The organism is Saccharopolyspora antibiotica (assembly GCF_047200635.1).
Lineage (GTDB): Bacteria > Actinomycetota > Actinomycetes > Mycobacteriales > Pseudonocardiaceae > Saccharopolyspora_C.
The window spans coordinates 228,293-252,128 of record NZ_JBJZOI010000002.1 but is presented as its reverse complement, the minus strand read 5'-3'; the positions used below and the strand labels follow the sequence as shown (position 1 = coordinate 252,128).

Below are 23,836 nucleotides of genomic sequence, written 5' to 3'. Positions count from 1 at the left end.
GAGAGATCATCTCGGATTTCCCCGGGCCCGCGACCTCGGCCGACCGCGATGAGCCGGCGACCGGTGCCCCGCGCGCTCGGGCGTGGCCGGGAGGTCGGCGTCGAGGACCCGGTGCTCACGCGGGCCGCGGGTCCGCCGGAGCACCGGTAGGTTGGCCGACACCGCACGCACGCACCGACGAGGAGGACCGCATGTCCGCACCACCGCTGCCGGAGTCCACGATCGCCCTGCTGCGCAAGGCGAACCCGGCGACCATCGCCACGCTGCGCTCCGACGGCCATCCGGTCTCGGCGGCCACCTGGTACCTGTGGGACGACGGCCGGGTGCTGGTCAACATGGACGAGGGCCGCACGCGGCTCGGACACCTGCGCCGGGACCCGCGGGTCACGCTCACGGTGCTGGACGCCGCGGATTGGTACACCCACGTCACCCTGATCGGCCGGGTGGCCGAGCTGCGCGAGGACACCGACCTCGCCGACATCGACCGGCTCTCCCAGCACTACCTCGACGCGCCGTACCACGTCCGGGACCGGGCCCGGTACAGCGCGTTCATCGAGATCGAGCGCTGGCACGGCTGGGGAGCCCAGAAGGACAGCAACCAGGCGAGTTGACGCCCCGGGCGGGACGGGTCCGCCCGCCCGAGGGAGGCGGGCGGACCGGTGATCTCAGCACCGGCGGAGCATCAGCGCACGAAGAGGTGGAACCCGTCGTCCTCGCGGATGTCGCACTCGCTCCAGGCGCCGAAGTTGAGGCCGTTGTCGCACTCGGCCTCGACGACCGCGCGGTCTCCGGAGGACATGACGTAGCGCCAGTCCGCCGCGAGGGCGGGGCTGCCGACGGACATCGGGCAGACGGCCAGCGCGCCACCGGCCAGCACCTCGCGAATCCTGCTTCTCCGATCTCCTGCCGCTACCCGGCGGGCCGCGCCGTCGTGTTCTACCGGGGTTCCGCCGGGCGGCGCGGTGCTCGGCGCGGCAGCGGCCGGTCAGGGGTGGTGAGATTCCTCGGCAACGTCGTGGTGCCAGAACAGGACCTCGGGGTGCTGCTCGGTCGGCCCGTCGAGGATCGGCCGCGGCACGCCCCGCAGGTGCTGGTCCAGGAACGCCGCGACGTAGCGGTTGCCGAGCTCGGCTCCGCGCGCGCCCGGCAGCGGCGCCCCGGGATTGCTGATCCCGAGCTGGTCGGACAACATGCTCACGTCGGTCGCCGAACCGTGCCCGGCGCCGTTGAAGGTGATCCAGCGCTTCCAGCCGCGCAGCAGGTCCCAGGTGCGGTCCCAGGAGTCGTCCCCGCCGCCCGGCGCGTGCGCCCCGGCACCGACCATGAGGAACGGGCGGTCCAGCGGCTGCTGGGACTCCGCGAAGAAGGTCCCGTCCAGGTTCACCCCGGCGTCGATCCGCTCGTCGGCGCGCATCGCCTCGATCGCCCCGGCTCCGCCGATGGAGTGGCCGACCACCCCGATCCGCTCCGGGTCCACGAGCCCACCGAAGCGGGGATCGCCGAGGACTTCGTCGAGCGCGAAGCCGACGTCGGCGGCGCGGTTGCGCGCCACCGCGCCCAGTTCCGGGTTCTCGCAGGCCGCGCAGGGGGTGACGCGACCGTCGGGGAACTCGGTTCCCGCTGACTCGTAGTTGTGCCCGATCGCGGCCACCACGTAGCCGCGGGAAGCCAGCTCCTCGGCCAGGCCGCTCAACGTGGCACGGGGCCAGGAGAAGCCCGGCGAGAGCACCACAAGCGGCCGGCCGCCGCCCGCGGGCCGCGGCGGCGCACCGGTGGTGGCGTGCGTGCGCACGGTGCTCAGCACCTCCGGCGGCTCGACCGGCGCACCGGGCTGCATCTCCAGGAACATCCGGGATTCCGCCGGGGTCACGTAGCGGGTCGGCGCGCTGCCCGGCCGACTCGCCGGGTACCAGACGGTGAGCATCAGCTCGCGCCGCTCGGTCGGCACCCACGGGTCGGCGCGGGACTCGTCGCGCAGGTGCAGGGTGTCCGCGCCGACCGGGTGCGGACCGCTCGGTTCGAGCAGCGCGAGCTCCGGTGCGGGCGGTGCGGCGGTGGCCGGCAGGAGCGGGGCGGTGAGGCACAGCGCGGCGGTGGCCGCGAGCGCTCCGGCGAGGCGGGCGGTTCTGCCCATGTCGGTTTCTCCCCTGGATCGTCGATCAAGTGAGCACCACGATGCTGGGTCCCGATCGCGATCACGTCCGGGATGTCCCCGGAACAGCGCGGGGATTTCCCGGAGAGCGGACCCGAAGAGCGGAAACCGTTGGGCTGAACGGCTTTCCGCCCCGCACCATCGAGTGCACCGCCGCACGGACGGGTGGATTTCCCTGACCTGTCCCCGCCGCACCGGAAGCATGGACGACGTCTCCCCCACCCCTTCGCGACGAGGAGTCCGCCATGACCAGCTCGCCGGTGCGCCACCCCACCACTCGCAGCCACCCCTTCGACCCGCACGACGGGTTGCGGGAGCTGCGCGCCGCGCAACCGCTGGTCCGGCTGCACCACTCCGACGGCAGGCTGGGCTGGCTGGTGACCAGCTACGACCTCGCACGCGAGGTGCTCGTCGACCACCGCTTCAGCGCCCGCCTCGACGTGGTGCGCGGTCCGGCGGACGCGGAGGACGCCCTCGCCGAGGTGCCGCCCGGGTTGTTCAGCGTGCTGCCCGCCGCCGAGCACGCCTGGTACCGGCGCAAGCTCGCGGCGGCGTTCGCCCCGCGTCGGGTGCGACGGCTGGAACCGCTGGTCGCGGACGTCGTCGAACGCCAGCTCGACGCGATGCGGCACGGCGGCCCCCCGGTCGACCTGGTCGAGTCCTTCGCGAGTCCGATCGCCTTCCGCGTGATCGGCACGCTGCTCGGGGTGCGGCTGGACCGGGCCTCGGTGCGCGCGGCCACCGAATCGATGCTCGCGCTGGAGAACGACGCCGAGAGCGCCGGACGCGCCTGGGGGCAGCTGTGGGCGGAGCTGCACGAGCAGGTGCGCGCCAAGCGCACCGACCCGGGTGACGACCTGGTCAGCGCGCTGCTGGAGGACGAGGCGCTGTCCGACGAGGAGATCGCGACGATGAGCTCGATGCTCATCACCGGTGGCGACGACACCACGGCGAACGTGCTCGCCCTCGGCACCTTCGCCCTGCTGGCGCATCCCGGCCAGCTCGCGGCGCTGCGGGCGGACCCGACGATGATCGATACCGCCGTGGAGGAGCTGCTGCGGTACCTGACGATCAACCAGTTCGGCACCACGCGCGCCGCGCTGGAGGACGTCGAGCTGCGCGGCCGGACCATCCGGGAGGGCGAGCCGATCACGGTGTCGCTGTCGGCGGCCAACCGGGACCCGGAGCGGTTCCCGGAGCCCGACCGGCTGGACCTCGGCCGGTCGGCCTCCGGGCACCTCGCGTTCGGGCACGGCATCCATCACTGCCTGGGTGCGCAACTGGCCCGGGCGGAGCTGCGGATCGGGTTCACCGGGCTGCTGCGGCGGTTTCCCGGACTCCGGTTGGCGGTGCCCGCCGAGCAGGTGCCGCTGCGCGCGGCATCGGTCAACTACGGCGTGCACCGCCTCCCGGTGACCTGGTGATCGGCGGCGGGGTGGTCAGGCCTCGTCCCAGGCGATTCGCATCCGCAGCGGGCCCCGCGTGAGCAGTCCCGTCTTCCACTCCACGTCCCGCTCGGAGGTGGCGAAGCGCAACCCCGGCAACCGCTGGAGCAGGGTGCGCAGCGCGATCTGCAACTCCACCCGGGCCAGCTGCGCTCCGGGGCAGAAGTGCGCCCCGTGCGCGAACCCGACGTGCGAGGCCTCCTGCCGCGTCACGTCCAGCACGTCGGGGTCGTGGTAGACCGACTCGTCCCGGTTCGCCGAGGGCAGGCTCACCAGCAGCGGCTCGCCCGCGCGCACCAGCACCCCGCCCACCTCCACGTCCTCCAGCGCGTAGCGCGGGAACGCCGCCGTGGCGAACAGCGGTACGTAGCGCAGCAGCTCCTCCACGGTCGCCGGGAGCAACCCCGGGTCCGCCCGCACCCGGTCCATCAGGTCCGGATGCGTGAGCAGCGCGAACACGAAGCTCGGGATCTGCGAGGACGTCGTCTCGTGCCCGCCGACGAGGATCGCCACCGCCAGCGCCACCAGCTCGTCGTCGTTGATCCGCTGATCGACGTCGCGCGCGGCGATGAGGGTGCTCATCAGGTCCTCCCGCGGCGCCTTGCGCCGCTCCGCGACGAGCGCCGTCATGTACTCCCGCAACCGCACGGCGTAGGAGCGGACCAGCTCCGGGGCGAGGCTCGTGGTGGACACGAAGGCGTCCGACCACGTCTGGAAGTCGTGCCGGTCGCTGTAGGGCACGCCGAGCAGCTCGCAGATCACCGCCGCCGGGAAGGGCAGCGCGAAGTCCCGCACCAGCTCCGCGGGGGACCCGCGCTCCAGCATCCCGTCGACGAGCTCGTGCGCGAGGCGCTCCACGCTCGGGCGCAGCTTCTCGATGCGCCGCACGGTGAACGCCTGGCCGAGGATCTTGCGCAGGACGGTGTGCTCGGGCGGATCCAGGTACTGCAGGCTCCGGATGTTGCGCCCGATGGCGCCCATCGGGCGGGCGCTGGGCTCGTCCCGCTCGAACGCGGCGGCGCGGCTGAACCGCGCGTCGCCGAGCACGAACTTCACGTCCGCGTAGCGGGTGACCAGCCAGGCCGGTTCGCCGTAGGGCAGCTGCACCCGGCACACCGGATCGCGGCGCCGCAGCTCCCGGTAGCTCGCGTGCACGTCCAGCTGGTCCGGCCGCCCGAACGGGTAGCTCAGCGGATCCTCGGCCGAGCCGGGCCGCGCGGTCTCGTCCACGCTGCTCACAGTTCCACCAGCACCTTTCCCCGATTGTCCGCGCTGCGGTGGTAGAGACTCCGGTAGGCGTCCGGGATCGCGTCGATCCCGCGGTAGACCGTCTCGTCGTGGCGGAGCTCCCCGGAGCGCACCAGCGGCGCCAGCTCCGCGCGCAGCGCGTCCCAGTTCTCCTCGGTGTACCACTCCAGCGAGTAGATCCCCCGGACGGTGGCGCGCGGGTACATCAGGAACGGCAGCAGCCGCGGCCCGTGCTCCTCGCCACCGACCTGGTACGACCACTGCCAGCAGACCGCGACCCGGCTGCCGACCGCGAGCAGGGTGAACGCGGCGTCGGTGATCGCACCGCCGAGGTTGTCGAAGTACCGGTCGACGCCGTCCGGCGCCGCTGCCGCCAGCTCCGCCCGGATCTGCTCGACGGGCGTCCCGTGCCGGTAGACCACGACCTCGTCGAAACCGAGCTCGCGCAGGTGGGGCACCTTCTCCGGCGAGGCCGTCGTGCCCACCACCCGGGCCCCGGCGCGCCGGGCGAGCTGACCGACCAGCGCGCCGACGCTGCCCGAGGCGCCGCTGATGAGCACCGTGTCGCCGGGACGCACGTCGAGGAACTTCGTCACGGTCCCCCAGGCGGCCATGCCGGGGCCGCCGAGGACGCCCAGCGCGCTGGACAACGGCAGCACCTCGTCGTAGTGCGCCGGATCGAGCCTGCGGTAGGCGGGCACCTCCAGGGAGAACTGGCTGCTGAACACCACGCCGCCGACCCCGGTGCTGATCACGTGGCTGCGCCAGCCGCCCCAGCCCTGCACCAGGTCGCCCGGCCGGAACCGGGCTTCCGGCCCGGCCTCCAGCACCTCCATGATCGAATCGCCGCCCGCCGCCTCGCCGATCGGCAGGTTCAGCGTGATGCCGTGCAGGTAGGGATCGAGGGAGACGTAGCGGGTCCGCAGCAGCATCTCCTCGGGCCCGAGCCGGACCTCGACGTCCTCGACCACCTTCTCGTACATCCGTTCCACCGCGGGCACGCCCTCCGCGTGCTCCCGGATGACCCACTTCTCGATCTTCACTTCAGGCTCCTCGCTGCGAGACCGGCTCCGCTTCGGCGGGTGACCGGGGTGCGTCCGGGCCCACCGGGATGATCAGGTGGGTGGGCGGTGGTGCGGATTCGTCGATGTGCGCGGTGAACTCCTTCGCGTCGTCGCGGCAGACGAACTGCATGACCTGCCGGCCCGCGCCGACCGCCCGGATCAGGCCGCCGGTGGTGGCCCACACCCCGGAGAGGTAGAAGTTCTCCAGCCCGGGCAAGCGCGGACCGTTCTTCTTGATCTCCTCCTCCATCGCCTCGCCGCCCTCCACGAACGGCTGCCAGCCGAGGACGGTGCCGTCGTAGTTGCCGGTGTAGCGGACCTGGGTGAGCGGGGTGGAGATGTCCCGGGTGACCACGGAGTCCCGCAACCCGGGGTAGCGCGCGTCGAGGAAGTCGACCAGCGCGTCCTTCACCTGCCGCTTGGCCGCGTAGTAGGCGGTGCCCCGGCGCACCGGCAGGGTGTGCACCTCCGCCCCCCTCCGGATCCGGCTGCGCTGCTCGGGGCCGGTGCTGAGCTCGCGCCAGGGCTCGATGTCGCAGAAGTAGGTCGCGTACACGACCGTCCCGCCCGGCGGGGCGAGGTCCGGGTAGTGCTCGCTGCGGAACTGCACGTTGATGCTCGGGTGCCGCAGCCCGATCAGCTGCGACGCCACCTCCTCGTCGAGCAGGTGCGTGGTGCAGGGCTCGCCGTCCGGGAACGGGCGGTTCAGACCGAGGAACAGCGCGAAGTAGCCGGGGAAGATCATGCCGGGTTCGTCGATGGTCTCGCCGTAGAGCCGCCGGCAGGTGTCGGTGAGGTAGCGGCCGCCGAGCAGCTTCATCGTGGTGGTGTGCCCGTCGCAGGCGGACACGACGATGTCGGCCCGGTGCTCGCTGCCGTCGCTGAGCCGCACCCCGACCGCGCGGTCGTGCTCCACCAGGACCTCGATCACCTTCGCGTTGTAGGTGATCTCCCCGCCGAGGCGGCGGTAGCGCTGCTCGATCGAGTCCGACAGGCCCTGCGAGCCGCCCTCCGGGACCCCGGCCGAGCGGTTCGCGTGCGAGGCGAGCTGGAAGTAGAACGGCAGCACCGGGAACGCCGGGTGCTTCTCGTAGAGGATGAAGTTGAACGCCTCCCGCAGCAGCGGATCGCGGAACTTCGCCGAGTAGTCCGACATCAGGGTGGTGATCGAGGTGCGGATGACGTTCGCGTACGGCAGGAAGGAGGCCAGCATCCGCCAGCGTTCGAGCCGGCCCATCAGGCCGACCGGCTTGAGGAACGGGTAGACCGTGATCGCCTTCCGGAACTTGCGCAGGCCGTCGCAGAAGTGCCGGATCAGCCGGGCGTCGGCCGGGGAGAGCTCCGTCAGGTGCGCCTGCAACCGGTCGGGATCGGAGTAGAAGTAGACCGCCCGCCCGTCCCGTCCGCGCACCACGTTGAACACGTCGAAGTGGCGCATCTGCTTGCCCTGCAAGGCGCCGAGCTCCAACCAGATCTGGTGCATCTCGTTGCCGGGGCCGTTCCCGAGCAGCCAGCTCACGCAGATGTCGAAGGTGAAATCGCCCTTGTCCCACGCGGTGCAGCAACCGCCGGGGATCTCGTGCATCTCGAAGATCCGGGAGCGGTATCCGTTCATCTGCGCGTAGCAACCGGTGGAGAGCCCGCCAAGACCCCCACCGATGATGATCATCGTCTCGCGAGTCACCGCTCGTTCCTCCTGTCGTGCCGAGCCGGTTTCCGGTCCAGCAGCGGCAGTTCGCCGAGCATCTCGGGCGACCAGGGCCGCTGCTGCTGTTCGCTCTCCCACGCTCGGAACGGCACCCCGAGCTCCGCGCAGAGGAACTGCGCGGCGAACCGGCCGGAGGACGCCGCGCGGATCAGGCCGCCACCGGCGACCCACTGACCCGCCATCGAGAACCCGCGGAGCCCGGGCAGCCGCATCCGTTCTCGGTCCACCAGCTTCGCCACCAGGTCGTCGGCCTCCCCGAACGACTTCCAGGCGAGGATGCTGCCCTCGAAGTTGCCGGTGTAGCGGTGCTGGGTGACCGGCGTGGCCACGTCGACCACTTCGACGCGCTCGCCGACGCCCGGGTGGTGGCGCTCCAGGAAGGAGCGGACGAAGTCGGCGGCGCGCTGCTTGCGCGCCCGGTACTCCCGGCGGTTCGTGCGGCGCAGCTCCTTCCACGACGCGAAGTCGGTGAAGTAGGTGCAGTGCAGCAGCGACTTGCCCGGCGGGGCGCAGCCCGGCCAGTACCGCGACCGCAGCTGGACGACCAGGCTGCACTGCGCCGAACCCGGCAGCGCGGCGCCGTCCTCCTCGGACAGCAGGTAGGTGGTGCTGTGCGGGGTCTCGGCCGGGAACTCGCCGTCCACTCCCACGAACACCGAGACCACACCCGGGTACACCTCGCCGGGCTTGCGCAGCATCTCGCCGTAGAGGCGGTCCACCACCGGGCTGGTGTAGCGCCCCTCCAGCATCCCGTAGATCGTGGTGGTCCCGTCGCAGGCCGACACGACGTGATCGGCGTGGTGCCGGGTGCCGTCGCGCAGCTGCACCCCGACGGCACGGCCGTCCTCGACGAGGATTCGCTCCACGCGGGTGCGGTAGCGGATCTCCCCGCCGAGATCCAGGTAGCGTCGCTCGATCGAGCGGGCCAGCCCCAGCGAACCCCCCTGCGGGAAGCCCGCGTTGCCGTGATGGGCCGAGGCCATGTTGAACAGGTACGGCAGCAGCGGGAAGGTCTCGTGGTCCTGGAAGAAGATGTTCGGGAACGCCTGCCGCAGCAGCGGATCCCGCAGCCTCCCGGTGAAGCTCTCCATCCTGGTGGCCGCGGTGCGCCAGAACAGGGCGAAGGCGGGCAGGATCTTCGCCCAGGCCGCCAGCGCCTGCCGCGTCGTCTGAAGCGGGCGGGGAACCAGGAACGGGAAGACGTCCACCGCCAGGAACCGCCGCAGGTCACGGCAGAACGCGCGGATCTGGCGGGCGTCGGCCGGGGAGACCTCCAGCAGGTGCCGCTGCAACCGGTCCGGGTCGTGGTAGAAGGTCACCTCCCTACCGTCAGCGCCGACGACCCGGTTGAACATCTCGAAGTTGGTGATGCTCTTGCCGTCCAGCGCGCCGAGCTCCCGCCAGACGCGGTTGGCGTCGTTGCCCGCCGCCGTGCCGGTCAGCCACTCGATGCAGTAGTCGAAGACGTAGCCGTCGCGGCCCCAGGCGGTGCAGCAGCCGCCGGGCAGCACGTGCTTCTCGAACACCCGGGTCCGCAGCCCGCTCATCCGCGCGTAGCAGGCGGTCGCCAACCCGGCGATGCCACCTCCGACCACGATGACGCTGGGTTCCCGCCCGGTGGAGGTCTCGGTCCGGGCCTCAGGCGACATCGGCCGCACCTCCGGCCAGGACCTCGCGCACCAGGTCCGCGTTCGCCCCGACGTGCTCGCGGTCGAGCATGTCGGCGTGCGTCCCGGACCCGCGCAGCACCTCGGCTCCGCACCGCGAGCGGTCCTGCCAGCCGCCCTCCTCGCCGGTGAGGTGGACGGGGAGGTTGTGCGGATCGCTGAGCACCGTGATCGGCGCGTCCAGCACCGCGGTGTTCGGGGTGCGGCCGCAGAACTCCAGGTAGTCCCGGGCCTGGTCCCGCGTCTCCTCGGCCACCACGTCGGTGCCGGTGTGCCTGCGCAGGTGCTCGGCCAGCTCCCGCTCGAACTCCGCGAGCTGCTCGTCCCCCACCTCGAACGGCGTCGAGATCCGGTAGGAGTCGACGATGACCACCCTGGCGACCAGCCGACCCCGCCGCTCCAGTTCGGCGGCGACCTCGAAGGCCAGGTTCCCGCCCAGCGAGTAGCCCAGCAGCCGACAGGCCCCCTCCGGCTGGAAGGCCTCGACCAGATCCGCGTAGCGGGCGATCTTGTCCTGGCCGGCGAGGTAGTTGAACCCGATCAGCTCGTGCTCGGTGAGCTGCCCGGCGAACTGGCGGTACACCAACCCGTGTCCGCCGACCGGCGGGAAGCAGCAGAGCGGGCCGCCGCGGCCCTCGTTGAACCGCACGTAGGGCTGGGAGCCCGGCAGCCGCCCGGTGATCACGTGCTCGACCGTCTTGGCCATGCCGTGCAGGGTCGTGGTCTTGAACAGCTCGCCGACCGCCACGGTGATGTCGAACTCCGCCTGCACGTGGTGGATCAGCTCGATCAGCTTGATCGAACTGCCGCCCAGCTCGAAGAAGTCGTCCTGCAGGCCGATCTCCCCGACGCCGAGCAAGGTCTGCCAGTGCGCGGCCATCCGCTCCTCGAACAGCGTCGTGATCGGCTCGTGGTCGCGGCTCCGCGCGGCCACGGGGGCGGGCAGCTCGTCGAGGTCGACCTTGCCGCTCACCGTCAGCGGCAGTTCGGGCAGCTCGACCAGGTGCGCCGGGATCATGAAGGTCGGCAGGTGCTCGGCCAGGTGGCGGCGCAGACCGCGCCGGTCCAGCTCCGCGCCGTCCACCGGTACGCAGTAGGCGCACAGCGCGGTCTCCCCGCCGGAGTCCGGGCGCGCCACCACCACCGCCCGCTTGAGCTGCGGCCAGGCGGCCAGGTGCGATTCGACCTCGCCGAGTTCGATCCGGTGCCCGCGCACCTTGATCTGCGAATCGGCCCGCCCGAGCAGGTGCAGCACGCCCCGCGCGTCCCAGCGCGCCAGGTCGCCCGTGCGGTAGCAGCGCACCGGCTCCCCACCCGGGGAGATCGTGCGGAACCGCTCGGCGGTCTGCTCCGGAGCGCCCCGGTAGCCGGTGGCGACCGCGCTCCCGCCGATCCACAGCTCCCCGGTCACGCCCGCCGGGACCGGGCGCTCCCGGGCGTCGAGCACGTAGCAGGTGGTGTTCGGCAGCGGGGTGCCGATCGGGACCGGCTGCCCGGGTTCCAAGCCCTCGGTGGAGCCCTCGAAGCAGGTGCTGTCCACCGTGGCCTCGGTGACCCCGTACGAGCTGATCAGGCGGGTGTCCGCCCCGCACAGCTCGCGCAGGCGCCGGTACTCCTCGACCTTCCACACGTCGGAACCGACGACCAGCACCCGCATGAAGTCCAGTCGCGCGCCCCGGGATTCGCAGTGCTCCACCAACCCGCGCACCACGGCGGGCACGAACTCGGCGCAGTCGACCCGCTCCCGCACCATCGTCCGGTGCAGCAGCGCGGTGTTGAACAGCAGCTCCCGGTCGACGAGCACCAGGGTTCCGCCGGAGCACAGCGCCCGCACCAGGTCCCCGGTGAACACGTCGAAGGCGGTGCTGGCCAGTTGCAGGTGCACCCGGGCGTCGCCGCCGAGCCCGTACTCCCGCTGCCAGGACGCCTGGGCGGAAGCGAGGTTGCGGTGGCTGACCTGGACGGCCTTCGGCAGCCCGGTGGAGCCGGAGGTGCAGCAGACGTAGGCGGGCGCCTCCAACCCGACGCGCACCTCCGCGTCGTCGGGTGCGGTGGCGGCCTCCGCGGCGAGCTCCGCCGGGGTGCGCACCTCCGCCGTCGTCCCGGGCAGCGCCCGCGCCGGTTCGTCGGCGAGCACCAGCACCGCCGCCGCGTGGCGCACCGCGAGCGCGAGCCGGTCCGGCGGGTGCCCCGGGTCCAGCGGCAGGTAGGCCGCGCCCGCGCGCAGCACCGCGAGCACCGAGGCGATCAGCTCGGGACTCTTGGCCTGGCACAGCGCCACGATCGAACCCTCGCCGATGCCGCGGGCCCGCAGGGCGCGGGCCAGCCGCCCGGACAGCTCGTCCAGCTCGGCGTAGCTCATCCGCCGGCCGGTCCCGGGATCCGAGACCGCGATCGCCTCGGGATGTTCGCGGGCCGCCGAGACGATCAGCTCGTGCACCGGGGCGTCCGGGCGCGGTTCGCGGCCGGCGCCGCTCCACTCCCCGAGGATGCGCGTCGTCTCCGCCTCGCCGAGCATCGGCAGCTCCCCGATCCGCCGCGCGGGTGGCGCGTCGGTGAGCGCGTCGAGCAACGCGGTGTAGTGCTCGGCCAGCCGCCGCATCGTCGCGGGCAGGAACAGGTCGGTGTTGTACTTGAACACGCAGTGGAAGCGCTGGTCGGCCTCGTCCTCGTAGACCGACAGCGTGATGTCGAACTGCCCCTCCTCCTCGGGCAGCTCCACGTAGTCGAGCCGGTAGCCGTACCGCTCGGCCGAGACCTTGTGGTGCAGCAGGATGAACATCACCTGGAACACCGCCGACCGGCTCGGGTCGTGCTGCAACCCGAGCTGCTCGACCAGCAGGACGAAGGGGTACTCCTGGTTGTCCAGCCCGCCGAGGACCGCGGTGCGGACCTGGTCCAGCAGCTCGGCCACCGTCGGGTCGCCGCCGAGGTGCGCGTGCAGCGGCAGCGGGTTGACGAAGTAGCCGTAGACCGAGCCGAACTCGGGAGCGGTGCGGCCGGTGACGGGGCTGCCGACGACGAGGTCGTCCTGCCCCGAGTAGCGGTGCAGCAGCAGGTAGTACGCGCTGAGCAGCACCACGAACGGGGTGACGTTGTGCTCGCGCGCCAGCTCGTGCACCCGGGCGCTGAGCCCGGTGTCCAGCGCGAAGAACTCCGACGCCCCGTTGTGCGTCTGCACCAGCGGGCGCGGTTTGTCGGTCGGCAGGTTCAGCACCTCGACCCGCTCCGGCAGGTGGGAGCGCCAGTAGTCGAGCATCCGCCGCGCGTCCGGCCCCGCCAGGAAGGCGTTCTGCCGGTTCAGGAAGTCCAGGTAGGTCGCGGCGAGCGGGGGAAGCCGGGCCGGCTCGCCCCGTCGCAGGCCCTCGTAGCAGGCGAGCAGTTCCTCGATGAAGGTGAACGTGGAGATCGCGTCCGAGATGATGTGGTGCACGGCCTTCACGAGCACCCAGCGGTCGGGGGCGCGCTGGAACAGCCTGAGCCGGATCAGCGGATCGCGTTCGAGGTCGTAGGGCTCGCGGTACTCCTCGACGATCCTGCGGTGCACCTCGTCCCAGTCCAGGCCCCGGACGTCGAGGACCGCGAAGTCCGGTACCGCTTCCGGCGAGATCACCTGAACCGGTTCTCCCCGGTGCAGCAGGAAGTTCGCCCGCAAGCTCGGATGCCGGGCCACCAGCTCGCCGAACGCCTGCTCCAGCGACCGAGGGTCGAGTTCGGCGCGGATCTCGACGGCCCCGCCGATGTTGTAGGCGAAGCCGTCGGGGTGCAGCTGCTTGAGGAACCACAGCGCCTTCTGGTTCTGGGTGAGCGGATAGCGGTGCTCGTCGCGGAACACCTCCACGGCCGCCCCCGCGCCCTCGCCCTCGCCCGTGGCCCCCGCGAGCTCGTCGTGCACCTGCTCGACCAGCTCGTGCACCGGAGTGTTGCCGAGCAGCGCGACCACCGGCAGCGCGACGCCGAGCTCCGCCTGGATCTGCGCGCGCAGCTCCATCGCGAGCATCGAGTCCAGGCCCAGGGCGTTGAGCCCGGTCTCCCCGTCCACCGACTCCGGCGGCACCCGCAGCACGCCCGCCACCAGCTCGGTGAAGCGCTCGGTCAGCAGGGCGCGGCGGTGTTCGGGCCCCGCGGTGCGGAAGACGTCGAGGAATCCCGCGGTCTCGCCCGGGTTCCCGGATTCGGCGGCGGCCGCGAGCTCGGCGACCAGTGGCGGGACGACGGGGTACCAGGCGAGGAAGGTCGGCCAGTCGACGACGGTGGCGACGACGAGCTGCGCCTGCCGCTGGCCGAGGATCCGCTCCAGCACCGCCATGCCGCCCTCGGGGGTCAGCGAGCTCATGCCGCGCGCGGTCCGGTAGTGCTCGACGAGCCCGTGCTCCTCGATCATGCCGGTGGCCCAGGGCCCCCAGTCGATGCTGAGCGCGGGCAGCCCGAGGGAGCGCCGGTGGTGCGCCAGCGCGTCGAGGAAGGCGTTGCCCGCCGCGTAGTTGGTCTGGCCCGCGGTCGTCAGCAGCGAGGCGATCGAGGCGAACAGCACGAAGTGGTCCAGCGGTTCGTCGCGCAGGTGCCGGTGCAGCAGCTGGGCTCCGACCACCTTCGGGGCGTGCACCGCGTGGTAGGACTCGCGGTCCAGGTCGGGCACCAGCGCGTCGCGCAGGTTCCCGGCGAGGTGGAAGACGCCGCGGATCGGCTGCGGCTCGCCGCGCCGGTGCTCGGCGAGCCAGGCGATCAGCGCCGCCTCGTCGGTGATGTCGAGGCGGACGAGCTCGGGCTGCGCCCCGAGCGCTTCCAGCTCGCGGACGAAGCGGACGCGGTCGCCCGCCGGGGAGTCCGGGTCGACCGAACGCCACTCCGCGCGCTCCGGCACCCCGGAGCGGCTGATCAGGACCAGCCGCCGCGCACCGCGCTTGACCAGGGTGCGGCACAGCAGCCGGCCGAGCGCGCCGAACGCCCCGGTGACCAGGTAGGTGCCATCAGCCCGCAGCGTCGTCGGCAGCGGAGTCGACAGGTCCCGCGCGGGGCGCAGCCGGACGGTGCGGAACTCGGTGCCGCGCACCGCGATCTCGTCCTCCGCGGGCGCGGCGAGGGCGCGCAGCACGTCGGCGGCGTCGGCATCGACGTCGGTGCTGGCCGGGTCGAGGTCGAGCAGCTTGCCCCGGTTGCGCACCGCCTCCTGCTGGCGCAGCACGCGGCCGATCCCCCACGCCGGGGCGCCCAGCGGCGCCGGGACGTCCCCGGGCGCGGCCGGCTGCGCGCCCCGGGTCACCACGTGCAGCTCCGCCTCGCAGCGCCGCTGCCGCAGCACGTCGGCGAGCGCGATGAGCGAGTAGCCACCGTGCTCGGCCTGCGCGTCGATCTCCGAGCGGCCCAGGAGTTCGACCGGCGGCAGGTCCAGGTTCCACAGGTGCAGCACGTGGTCGAGGGGTTCCGCGTCGAGCTCGTCGAGCAGCCGCCGCAGATCGTCGCGCTCCCCGGGCCGCACCTCGGACTCCGCCCAGCCGCGCCGGTACCGAGCTCCGGGGCGGACCAGGTGGCAGCTGCCGCCCGCGGCGGCGATGCGGGCGCGGAGCGCCGCGCCCACCCCCCGACGGTCGGCGAGCACCAGCCAGCGCCCGGCAGCGGTGCCCGGCCCGTCCACGGGCAGCGGGTGCCACACCGGCTCGACCAGCCAGTTGTCGATGGTCCGGCGAGCCAGCGAACCCGCCCGCTCCACCTCGCCCGCCCGGAATCCGTCGATGCGGCCCAGCGGGGTGCCGTCCTCGGCGAACAGCGCGAGCCGGCCGACGAGATCACCGTCCTCGCGAGCGGTGATGCGCGCGTGCGCCCAGACCGGCCGGTCCCCGATCGGATCGAGCCGCAGCTCCGCCAGCGACAGCGGCAACCGGAACCCGGCGCCGTCCGGCTCGTCGCGCAGCACTTCCGGCACCAGGAGGGTCTGGAAGCAGGCGTCCAGCAGCACGGGGTGCGCGTGGTGCGCGGCGGCGTCGTGGACCTGTTCGGGCAGCACCAGCCGGGCCAGCGCCTCGTCCTCGCCGAGCCACACCTGCTCGATCGCGCGGAACGCGGGGCCGTACTGGTAGCCCGCCGCGTTCAGCGCCGCGTAGCAGGAGTCCTGGTTCAGGTGGCGCCGGTCGGGCCCGCGCAGCGCGGTCCAGTCCGGCACGTCCCGGTCGTGCGCGGCTGCGAGCCCGCCTCCCGTCCCGGCGGTGCCGCTCGCGTGCACGGTGCTCCCCTCGTCTCCCCCCGGGGTGGCGACGGTGAACCGGGCGCTCTCCCCGGCCAGCGCGAGCTGGACCTTGCCCACCTCGCCGTCGGCGAGGAACAGGGCCCGGCGGAACTCCAGATCGCGCAGCAGGACTCGGTCGTCCCCGGTGAGGGCGCGGACCGCCTGCGCGGCCATCTCGACGTACCCGGCGGCGGGGAACACCACCGTCCCCTGGATGCGGTGGTCGTCCAGGTACGGCAGGCGTTCGAGGTCGAGGCCGAGCTCCCAGCCGGGCTCGGCGGTGGCCAGGCGGCGGCCGAGCAGCGGGTGGTCGAGCCGCCCCAGGCGGATCTGGGCGACCGGGTCGGGCTCGGTCCAGTAGCGGTCCCGGGCCCAGGGGTACGGCGGCAGCGCCACCACTTGCCCTGCCGGGTGCAGCCGGGACCAGTCCACCTCCGCGCCCCTGGCGTGCAGCGCGGCCAGCGAGGTCAGCAGGCACTCGACCTCGTCCTCCCGGCGCCGGAGCGACGGCAGGGCGACGCCCTCGACCTCGGCGTGCGCCAGGCATTCCCGGATCGGGTGGGCCAGCACCGGGTGCGGACCGATCTCCAGGAAGGTCCGGTGGCCCGCGGCCACGAGCCGGTCGACGGCGGCGCGGAAGCGGACCGGCTCCCGGACGTTGCGCCACCAGTAGCCGGCGTCCAGCTCGGGCCCGCGCGCCCACTCCTCGGTCCCGGTCAGGTGCAGCGGGATCCGCGCCCGCCCCGGGCGGATCTCCGAGAGGGCCTCCAGCAGCTCGCCCTTGATCGGTTCCATCCGGGCGCTGTGGTAGGGCACCCGGACGTCCAGCGGCCGGGTGAAGACCCGCTCGGCCTCCAGCTCGGCGGCGAGCGCGCGCAGTTCGTCCTCATCGCCCGCCAACGTGATCGCGGCCGGACCGTTCACGGCCGCCACCGAGACCCGGTCGCCTCGGCCCCTGATCCGCTCCAGCGCCTCGGCCTCGTCCAGCGCGACCGCGAGCATCGTCCCGGTGCCGGTGAGCCGCTGCTGCAGGCGGCTGCGGTGGAGCGCGATGGTGACGGCGTCCCGCAGCGAGTACACCCCGGCCTCGTGGAAGGCCGCGATCTCGCCGGTGCTGTGCCCGACGATCGCGTCCGGGCGCACCCCGCGATGCCGCCACAGCGCGGCCAGCCCGACCTGCACGGCGAAGTTCGCGGGCTGCGCCAGCCAGGTCTCCCCCATCCGCGATTCCGACTCCTCCGCGAGGAGTTCGTCGACGAGCGACCACCCGGCGAGGTCCCGGATCTCGGCGTCGCAGCGCTCCACGGCCTCCCGGTACACCGGCTCGGCCTCGAACAGCTGGCGCCCCATCGCCCACCACTGCGGGCCCATGCCGCTGAACGCCCACACCAGCCCGCCGGTGTCCCGGCAGCGGTCGGCGACCACGCGGGGATCAGCCGCACCGCGCAGGTGCGCGTCCAGCCGCTCGCGCAGCGAGGCGGCGCCGGAGTGCACGACGCACAGCCGGGTCGGGTGGTGCTGGCGGCGGCGGGCCAGGGTGTAGCCGAGGTCGCGCAGCCCGGCCTCGCCCACGCGGTCCAGCTCGGCGCGGATCGACTCGACCCTGCGCCGCAGCGAGTCCTCGTCGCGGGCGCTGATCGGCAGCACGCTCGGGGCGCTGGGAGCGTCCTCCACCGGCGGTGCGGCCGGAGCCTCCTCGACCAGGACGTGCGCGTTGGTCCCGCCGAAGCCGAAGGAGTTCACCCCGGCGCGGGCGGGTCCCTCGTGCGCGGGCCACTCGGTCAGCTCCAGCGGGATGCGGTACGGCAGGGCCGCCAGGTCGATGGCCGGGTTGAGCACGTCCAGGTTGATGTGCGGCGGAATCCGGCCCGCGCGCACCGCCAGCGCCACCTTGATCAGGCTCGCCACCCCGGCGGCGGCCTCGGTGTGCCCGATGTTCGTCTTCACCGAGCCCACGTAGCGCTCGTCGCCGTCCCGGTGCCCGTGCGCGAGGGCGCGCCCGAGCGCGTTCGCCTCGATCGGGTCGCCGACGGCGGTGGAGGTGCCGTGCGCCTCCACGTAGTGCAGGTCGCCCGGCAGCAGGCCCGCCTCGGCGCAGACCCGCTCGACGAGCTCCGCCTGCCGGTTCCCGTCGGGCACGGTGATGCCGCTGGTGCGGCCGTCCTGGTTCACCCCGGACCCGGTGATGAGCGCGTAGACCGGGTCGCCGTCCCGCCGGGCGTCGGCGAACCGCTTGAGCACCACGGCCGCCACGCCCTCGGAGCGCACGTACCCGTCGGCGGCGGCGTCGAAGGTGCGGGAGCGCCCCTCGGGGGACAGGAATCCGCCTCGGGTCTCGCTGATCGTGTACTGCGGGGCCAGTTGCAGCGAGGTCCCGCCGACCACCGCGAGACCGCTCTCCCCGGTGCGCAGGCTCCGGCAGGCGAGGTGCACGGCCACCAGCGAGGAGCTGCAGGCGGTGTCGATCGAGACGCTGGGACCGCGGAAGTCGAAGCAGTGCGAGATCCGGTTCGACACCATCGTCATCATCGTGCCGGTCGCGGTGTGCGCGGCGAGGGTGGTGAAGTCCAGGTCGCCGAACTGGAGGATCTTGTAATCGAGGGTGAAGGCGCCGACGAAGACGCCGACGTCGGTGCCCGCGAGATCCGCGGGCCGCTGGCCGCCGTCCTCCAGCGCCTCCCAGGTGACCTCCAGCAGCTTGCGCTGCTGCGGGTCCATGTGCGCGGCCTCGCGCGGGCTGATGCCGAAGAAGGCGGGGTCGAACTCGTCGAAGCCGTCGACGTAACCGCCGCGCCCGCCGACGAGGCGGCCTGCCTTGGCGGGGTCGGCGCTGCGCAGCGTGCCGATGTCGTAGCGGTCGGGCGGCGTCGGCACGAGGCAGTCCCTGCCATCGACCAGGTTCTGCCAGAAGCTCCCGGGGGTCGTGGCCCCGCCGGGTAAGCGGCACCCGATCCCGATGATCGCGATCTTGTCCTCGTGCGGCGAAGTGCTGGATTCGGTGACCATCGGATCCTCGTGTCCTCGCGACCATCGACGTCAGTGCGGAAAAGTGGCGTCCGTCGCGGAGATCCGCACCGGCGTTGCCGAATCGAGGTTAGGAAGCGGAAAAACCGCGATCTACCCGTCGCCCTCGCCCTTACCCGACCGGGTAAGCGTTTCGCTCTGATGGGGGTTCCCGTTCGAATGATCTTCTTCGGCAACCGGGCGAAATCGAGCCCATCCGGGATCCGCCGAACCGCCGTCCGCATCGGGCGTCGACACCGATTCCGTTGCGGTGGCACCAGATCCGCGGCGGTCCACCTCCACGCGGCGCGCTCGGCGACCGGCGACGCGACGGGCCTCGGAGGGGCCGGTACCGGGACGAGCAGCGGGCGGAACCCCGGGGAGCGCTCGACGCGCACGTCCTGGGGCACCCGGGTCTCGGACGGCGCGACCGCGAACCGAGGCCGCGACCTCCGGAGCGGTCTCCGGCGTCGCCGCGAGCGGCGCTCCCGCGCGGCCGAGCCCTCCGACGGGGCCCCGCACGGGCACCTCTCGGACCCCGACCGGGCGGCGAACCCGGTTGGCCAGCGACCCCAGCAGTCACTCTTACCCCGAATGGAGCATTGACATTGCTCCGAATACCATCGGTGATCGTCCGCTACTCCCCGAACAGGAACTGGAGTCCACCTCGTGACCGCAGTGGCAGCACCCGCAATCACCTACCACGTGACCTGCGATGAGCAGCACGGCTGGGCGGCCGCCTACCGGGCCGCCGGCGCCCGGCTGGAATTCCTCGGGTTCCACCAGGTCGACGCGGAAACGCTGCGCACGCTCCGGGCGAGCCCGGACGCCCGCGTCGATGACGACGGCATGCTCCGCTGCACCATCCCCGCCTGACCGCCCGCCCCGGGGCGAACGACCCGACCGACGAGACCGAGGACCGGGCCGTTCGCCCCGCCGGGGCAGGCGGAAATGCGCCGCAGGCGTTCCCCGCGAACCCCGCCCGGGCGTAGGTTGACCGCTTGCATACGTAGTCAACCGCAAAGGCGGGACAATGGCGATCACCAGGCGATCCTTCGTGCTGGGCACCGGTGCGGCGCTGGCGGGAGCAGCGCTCGCCCCCTCGGCAGCGGGGGCCGCGGCGCCCCGGCCCGGAAGGCCCTCGTGGCTGGCCGACACCGTGCTCTACCAGCTCTACCCGCAGAGCTTCGCCGACTCCGACGGGAGCGGCGTCGGCGACCTGCGCGGCATCGTGGACCGCCTCGACCACCTGCAGTGGCTGGGCGTCGGCGCGATCTGGGTGAACCCCGTCTTCCCGTCGCCGCTCACCGACGCCGGGTACGACATCACCGACCACACCGGCGTGCACCCGCGCCACGGCACCGAGGACGACGTGGTGCGGCTGGTCGACGAAGCGCGCCGCCGGGGCATCCGGGTGCTGTTCGACCTCGTCGCCGGGCACACCTCCGACCAGCACCCCTGGTTCCTCGGCTCGCTGCGGGACGACGGCGATCATCGCTACGTCTGGGCGACGCCCGATCAGCTGCCGGAGGACGGCTCGCTGCCGGAGGACTTCGTCGCCTCACCCGGCCCCCGGCCCGGGGCGTTCCTGAAGAACTACTACGACACCCAGCCCGCGATCAACTACGGCTACGCGCGGATGGACCCGGCCGAGCCGTGGCGCCAGCCCGTCGACGCCGAGGGGCCGCGCCGGAACCGGGACGCGATCTTCGAGATCCTGGACCACTGGCTGCGCCTGGGGATCGCCGGGTTCCGCTGCGACCTGGCGGCCACGCTCGTCAAGGACGACCCGGGCTGGGTCGAGACCGGACGGCTGTGGGGCGAGCTCCGCGAGCGGGTGGCCCGCGCGCACCCCGACGCGGTGCTCATCTCCGAGTGGGGCGACCCGGAGGTCTCCGTGCCCGCCGGGTTCGACGCCGACTTCTACCTGCCCGTCAACGGCCCCGGCGACGGCGCGCCCTGGAAGTCGCTGTGGCACGAGAACCCGTTCTTCGGCGCCGAGGGCACCGGCACCGCGAAGATCTTCGTCGACGCTTGGACCCTGGCCACCGAGCGGATCGGCACCGGCCGGATCATGCTGCCGACCGCCAATCACGACAGCGCGAACAGGCTCAACGACGGGGTGCGCACGCCGGAGGAGATCCCGGCGGCGTTCGCGTTCCTGCTGACCTGGCCGATCGTGCCCGCGCTGTACTACGGCGAGGAGATCGGGATGCGGATGCTCGAAGGGCTGCCCGACGTGGAGGGCAGCGCGGGGCGCCAGCGCAACCGCACGCCGATGCAGTGGGACGACGGCCCGAACGCCGGGTTCTCCTCGGCCCCCTCCGACCAGCTCTACATCCCGATCGACCCGGACCCCGGCCGGCCGACGGTCGAACGGCAGCGGCAGGACCCCGGTTCGCTGCTGCACCTGGTGCGCAGGCTGCTGGCGCTGCGCCGCCAGCACCCCGAGCTGGGCACGGATGCCGAGGTCCGGGTGTTCAGCGACGGGTACCCGCTGACCTACCTGCGCGGGGACCGCTTCCTGGTCACCGTCAACCCCCGCCGCGATCCCGCCACCACCGCGGTGGACGATGACCGGCTGGCGGGCGCCAAGCCCGTCGAGGACAGCGGGGTGCGCGTGGAGGGCGATTCCCTCACGGTGCCCGGGTTCGGCTACGCCGTCCTCGACCTGCGCGGATGACCGCCGGGGCGCGGGTGGCCGCCGGGGCCGCCCGCGCCCGGCGATCCTTGACTCCCCTCGGCACGAGCGCTTAGCCTCCGACGACCTTCATACGTATGCACAATGCGACGCGGGTCGCGACCACTGGAGATGCCCATGGCCATCGGAACGCCCGGAGCACCCGCTCCCACCACCGCGGCGGCACCGGACCAGACGAAGAAGAAGATCCGCCGCGCGGTCTACGCCGGCGGCGTCGGGAACTTCGTCGAGCAGTTCGACTACGGGCTCTACGGCTACATGGCCCCGATGCTGGCCTCGTCCTTCTTCCCCGGTGGCAACAGCGCCGCGGCGGTGATGAGCACCTACGCGGTCCTCGCGGTCGCCTGCGTGTTCCGCCCGCTCGGCGGCACGCTCGTCGGCCGCTGGGGCGACCGCGTCGGGCGGAAGAAGGCCCTGCTGTGGACGATCATCCTGATGGGGGTGTCCACCGCGCTGATCGGCGCGCTGCCCACCTACCAGCAGGTCGGCTTCCTTGCCCCGCTCCTGCTGGTCGTGATCCGCACCTTCCAGGGGATGATCTCCGGCGGCGAGTACGTGGGCGCGGTGGCGTTCATCGTGGAGTGGGCGAAGCCGCACCAGCGGGCCTACTACACCTCCTACGCCTCGAACAGCTGCTTCCTCGGCATCCTCGGCGGCGCGGGGGTCGCGGCGCTGGTCAGCAGCGTGTTCGAGCAGCCGACCCTGGAGTCCTGGGGCTGGCGGATCCCGTTCCTCGCGGTGCTGCCGCTGTCGCTGGTGGGCCTGTGGCTGCGCAGCCGCATCGAGGAGACCCCGGAGTTCATGCGCGAGACCGAGGGCGGGACCAAGGTCGTCAAGGCGCCGGTCCGCGAGGCGCTGCGCGAGCAGTGGCGCCCGATCCTGGTGTTCTGCGGCGCCTCGATCATGCTGGCGATCCTGTCCTACACCTGGGTGACCTACTACCCCGAGTACCTCACCAGCGAGCTCGGGCTGAGCCGTTCGCAGGCGCTGCTGTCCAACCTGATCTCGGTCGCGGTGCTGATGCCGCTGCTGCCGCTGGCCGGGAAGCTCTCGGACCGGATCGGCCGCAAGCCGATGCTCATCACCGGCGCGGTGGCCTGCATCGTGCTGGTCCCGCTGGCGTTCGCGATCGGCAACCAGGGGACCTTCGCCGCGGCGGTGGGCAGCCAGCTCGTCTACATCATCCCGGAGTTCTTCCTGACCGGGATCGTGACGACCTGCTCGGCGGAGCTGTTCGCGACGCGCACCCGGTTCAGCGCCAGCGCGATCGCCTACAACAGCTCGTTCTCGGTGTTCATGGGCATCACGCCGTTCGTCGCGGCGCTGCTGGTGAGCCAGTTCGGTTCGATCTACGCGGTGTGGGCCTACCTGGCCGCCGCGGCGGTGCTGGCGCTGATCGTGATCACGGTCTTCATGAAGGAGACCTACCGCAGCGAACTCGGGGCGAACAAGTTCGCCTGACCGACCGCGCGGATGTGGTCGCGCTCCGGCGCGATCACATCCGCCACGCGCGGCGCAGCGCGGGCGGCGCGTGGGTGCCCCGGCGCACCAGCTCCGGCTCGAAGGCCACCTGGCGAGCGGGCCCGGTGGCCTTCCCGGTGAGCCGCTCGACGAGCAGGCGGGCCGCGGCGCGAGCCATCTCCGGCAGGTCGTACCGCAGGGTGGTCAGCGAGAACGCCTCCCAGGAGGCCATCGGCAGGTCGTCGAAGCCGACCAGCGTCAGGTCGTCGGGCACCCGCAGGCCCTCGCGCAGCGCCGCGTTGTAGGCGCCGATCGCCACCACGTCGTTGCCGCAGAACACCGCGGTCACGTCGGCGTCGGCGTCCAGCAGTTCCGCGAGCCCCCGGTAGCCGGTGTCGAAGTCGTAGGGCCCGCGGCGGATCCGGCTCGCGGGCAGCGCGACGCCGGCGTCGGCGAGCCCGGCGACGAAGCCCTGCTCGCGGTCGCGCCCGGAGCTGGTGTCGGGCGAACCGCCCAGCAGGGCGATCTTGCGGTGGCCGAGCTCCACGAGCTCGGTGGCGGCGATCCGGCCGCCGAGCTGGTTGTCCACCACGGCCGCGTCAGCACCGTCCCGACCGTCCACGCGGTTGAGGAAGACGAACGGGACCTGCTTGCGCCGCAGCGCCTCGGGCAGGGCGGAGCCGCTGGTGGCGGTGGTGAGCACGGCACCGTCGATGGAGTGGTCGAGCAGACCCTCGGTGGCCAGGGCGGTGTCGGAGCGCTCGGTCAGCAGCATCATCCGGTAACCGTGCTGCTCCAGCTCGTCGTGCAGCGGCCCGATCAGGTAGGGGTAGAACGGGTTGGCCAGGTCGCTGACCAGCACGCCGACCCGCCGCGTGGTGTGCGTGGACAGGCTCCGCCCGGCCTCGCTCGGCACGTAGTTGAGCGCATCGGCCGCCCGGCGGACGCGGTCCTGCGTCGCCGCCGAGACGCGCGGGTCACCGCGCAGGGCGCGCGAGACCGTCGCCTGGGACACCCCCGCGAACCTGGCGACGTCATGACTCGTGATCGACATCCATCCTCCCTGAATACGGATTCTAATCGGACTCGCACCCGGGCATCAGGGCGGTTCCGGCGAAACGGGAGCTCCGCCGCCATTGACCACCCCCGTTCCCGGTGCTGTAA

At 72.6% G+C, this 23,836-nt stretch carries 13 protein-coding genes; 5 read left to right on the top strand and 8 right to left on the bottom strand.

Annotated features, from left to right (window positions below):
* The first annotated feature begins 191 nt into the window (after positions 1 to 191).
* Positions 192 to 611, top strand: a complete 420-nt coding sequence (locus tag ACL03H_RS02020; RefSeq protein ID WP_412809291.1) for a PPOX class F420-dependent oxidoreductase — start codon at positions 192 to 194, stop codon at positions 609 to 611.
* A gap of 71 nt (positions 612 to 682) precedes the next feature.
* Here the strand turns inward: ACL03H_RS02020 and ACL03H_RS02015 are convergent, their stop codons facing one another.
* Together ACL03H_RS02015 and ACL03H_RS02010 are read right to left on the bottom strand one after the other, a co-directional pair.
* The gene (locus ACL03H_RS02015) at positions 683 to 877 is read right to left on the bottom strand and encodes a hypothetical protein (RefSeq protein ID WP_412809290.1); all 195 of its coding nucleotides are present in this window, start codon (positions 875 to 877) and stop codon (positions 683 to 685) included.
* Positions 878 to 985: 108 nt separating this feature from the next.
* A complete protein-coding gene (locus ACL03H_RS02010) occupies positions 986 to 2,134 on the bottom strand; it encodes an alpha/beta hydrolase family protein (RefSeq protein ID WP_412809289.1) in 1,149 nt (382 codons plus the stop codon).
* Between the two features lie 263 nt (positions 2,135 to 2,397).
* Between ACL03H_RS02010 and ACL03H_RS02005 the strand changes: the two genes are divergently transcribed.
* Positions 2,398 to 3,576: a cytochrome P450 gene (locus ACL03H_RS02005; RefSeq protein WP_412809288.1), complete on the top strand. Its 1,179-nt coding sequence runs from the start codon at positions 2,398 to 2,400 to the stop codon at positions 3,574 to 3,576.
* A 15-nt stretch (positions 3,577 to 3,591) separates the two neighbouring features.
* Here ACL03H_RS02005 and ACL03H_RS02000 read toward each other — a convergent pair whose 3' ends face one another.
* From ACL03H_RS02000 to ACL03H_RS01980, 5 genes are read right to left on the bottom strand one after another with little or no spacing between them, the layout of a single operon-like run.
* Complete coding sequence (locus tag ACL03H_RS02000; RefSeq protein WP_412809287.1) at positions 3,592 to 4,836, bottom strand: cytochrome P450; 1,245 nt, start codon at positions 4,834 to 4,836, stop codon at positions 3,592 to 3,594.
* Positions 4,833 to 5,888, bottom strand: a complete 1,056-nt coding sequence (locus ACL03H_RS01995; protein ID WP_412809286.1) for a zinc-binding dehydrogenase — start codon at positions 5,886 to 5,888, stop codon at positions 4,833 to 4,835. Before ACL03H_RS01995 ends, ACL03H_RS02000 begins: the two co-directional genes overlap by 4 nt.
* Before the next feature lies 1 nt (position 5,889).
* On the bottom strand, positions 5,890 to 7,593 hold the full coding sequence (locus ACL03H_RS01990; protein WP_412809285.1) for a phytoene desaturase family protein: 1,704 nt from the start codon (positions 7,591 to 7,593) through the stop codon (positions 5,890 to 5,892).
* Entirely contained in the window at positions 7,590 to 9,266 is a 1,677-nt protein-coding gene (locus ACL03H_RS01985) for a phytoene desaturase family protein (RefSeq protein ID WP_412809284.1), read from the bottom strand. The genes ACL03H_RS01990 and ACL03H_RS01985 overlap by 4 nt, the downstream gene beginning before the upstream one ends.
* Positions 9,256 to 18,513, bottom strand: a complete 9,258-nt coding sequence (locus ACL03H_RS01980) for a non-ribosomal peptide synthetase/type I polyketide synthase (RefSeq protein ID WP_412809283.1) — start codon at positions 18,511 to 18,513, stop codon at positions 9,256 to 9,258. The genes ACL03H_RS01985 and ACL03H_RS01980 overlap by 11 nt, the downstream gene beginning before the upstream one ends.
* 675 nt (positions 18,514 to 19,188) lie before the next feature.
* Here ACL03H_RS01980 and ACL03H_RS01975 point away from each other — a divergent pair.
* The 3 genes from ACL03H_RS01975 (at position 19,189) to ACL03H_RS01965 (ending at position 22,672) form a co-directional block, all read left to right on the top strand.
* Positions 19,189 to 19,386 carry a hypothetical protein gene (locus ACL03H_RS01975; RefSeq protein WP_412809282.1) on the top strand — a complete coding sequence of 66 codons (198 nt, stop codon included), beginning with the start codon at positions 19,189 to 19,191 and terminating at the stop codon, positions 19,384 to 19,386.
* Between the two features lie 157 nt (positions 19,387 to 19,543).
* Complete coding sequence (locus tag ACL03H_RS01970) at positions 19,544 to 21,193, top strand: alpha-amylase family glycosyl hydrolase (RefSeq protein WP_412809281.1); 1,650 nt, start codon at positions 19,544 to 19,546, stop codon at positions 21,191 to 21,193.
* Positions 21,194 to 21,328: 135 nt separating this feature from the next.
* Positions 21,329 to 22,672: an MFS transporter gene (locus ACL03H_RS01965; protein ID WP_412809280.1), complete on the top strand. Its 1,344-nt coding sequence runs from the start codon at positions 21,329 to 21,331 to the stop codon at positions 22,670 to 22,672.
* A gap of 34 nt (positions 22,673 to 22,706) precedes the next feature.
* Here ACL03H_RS01965 and ACL03H_RS01960 read toward each other — a convergent pair whose 3' ends face one another.
* Positions 22,707 to 23,726 (bottom strand): LacI family DNA-binding transcriptional regulator, encoded by a 1,020-nt coding sequence (locus ACL03H_RS01960; protein ID WP_412809279.1) that lies wholly within the window; start codon positions 23,724 to 23,726, stop codon positions 22,707 to 22,709.
* Between the last annotated feature and the right edge of the window lie 110 nt (positions 23,727 to 23,836).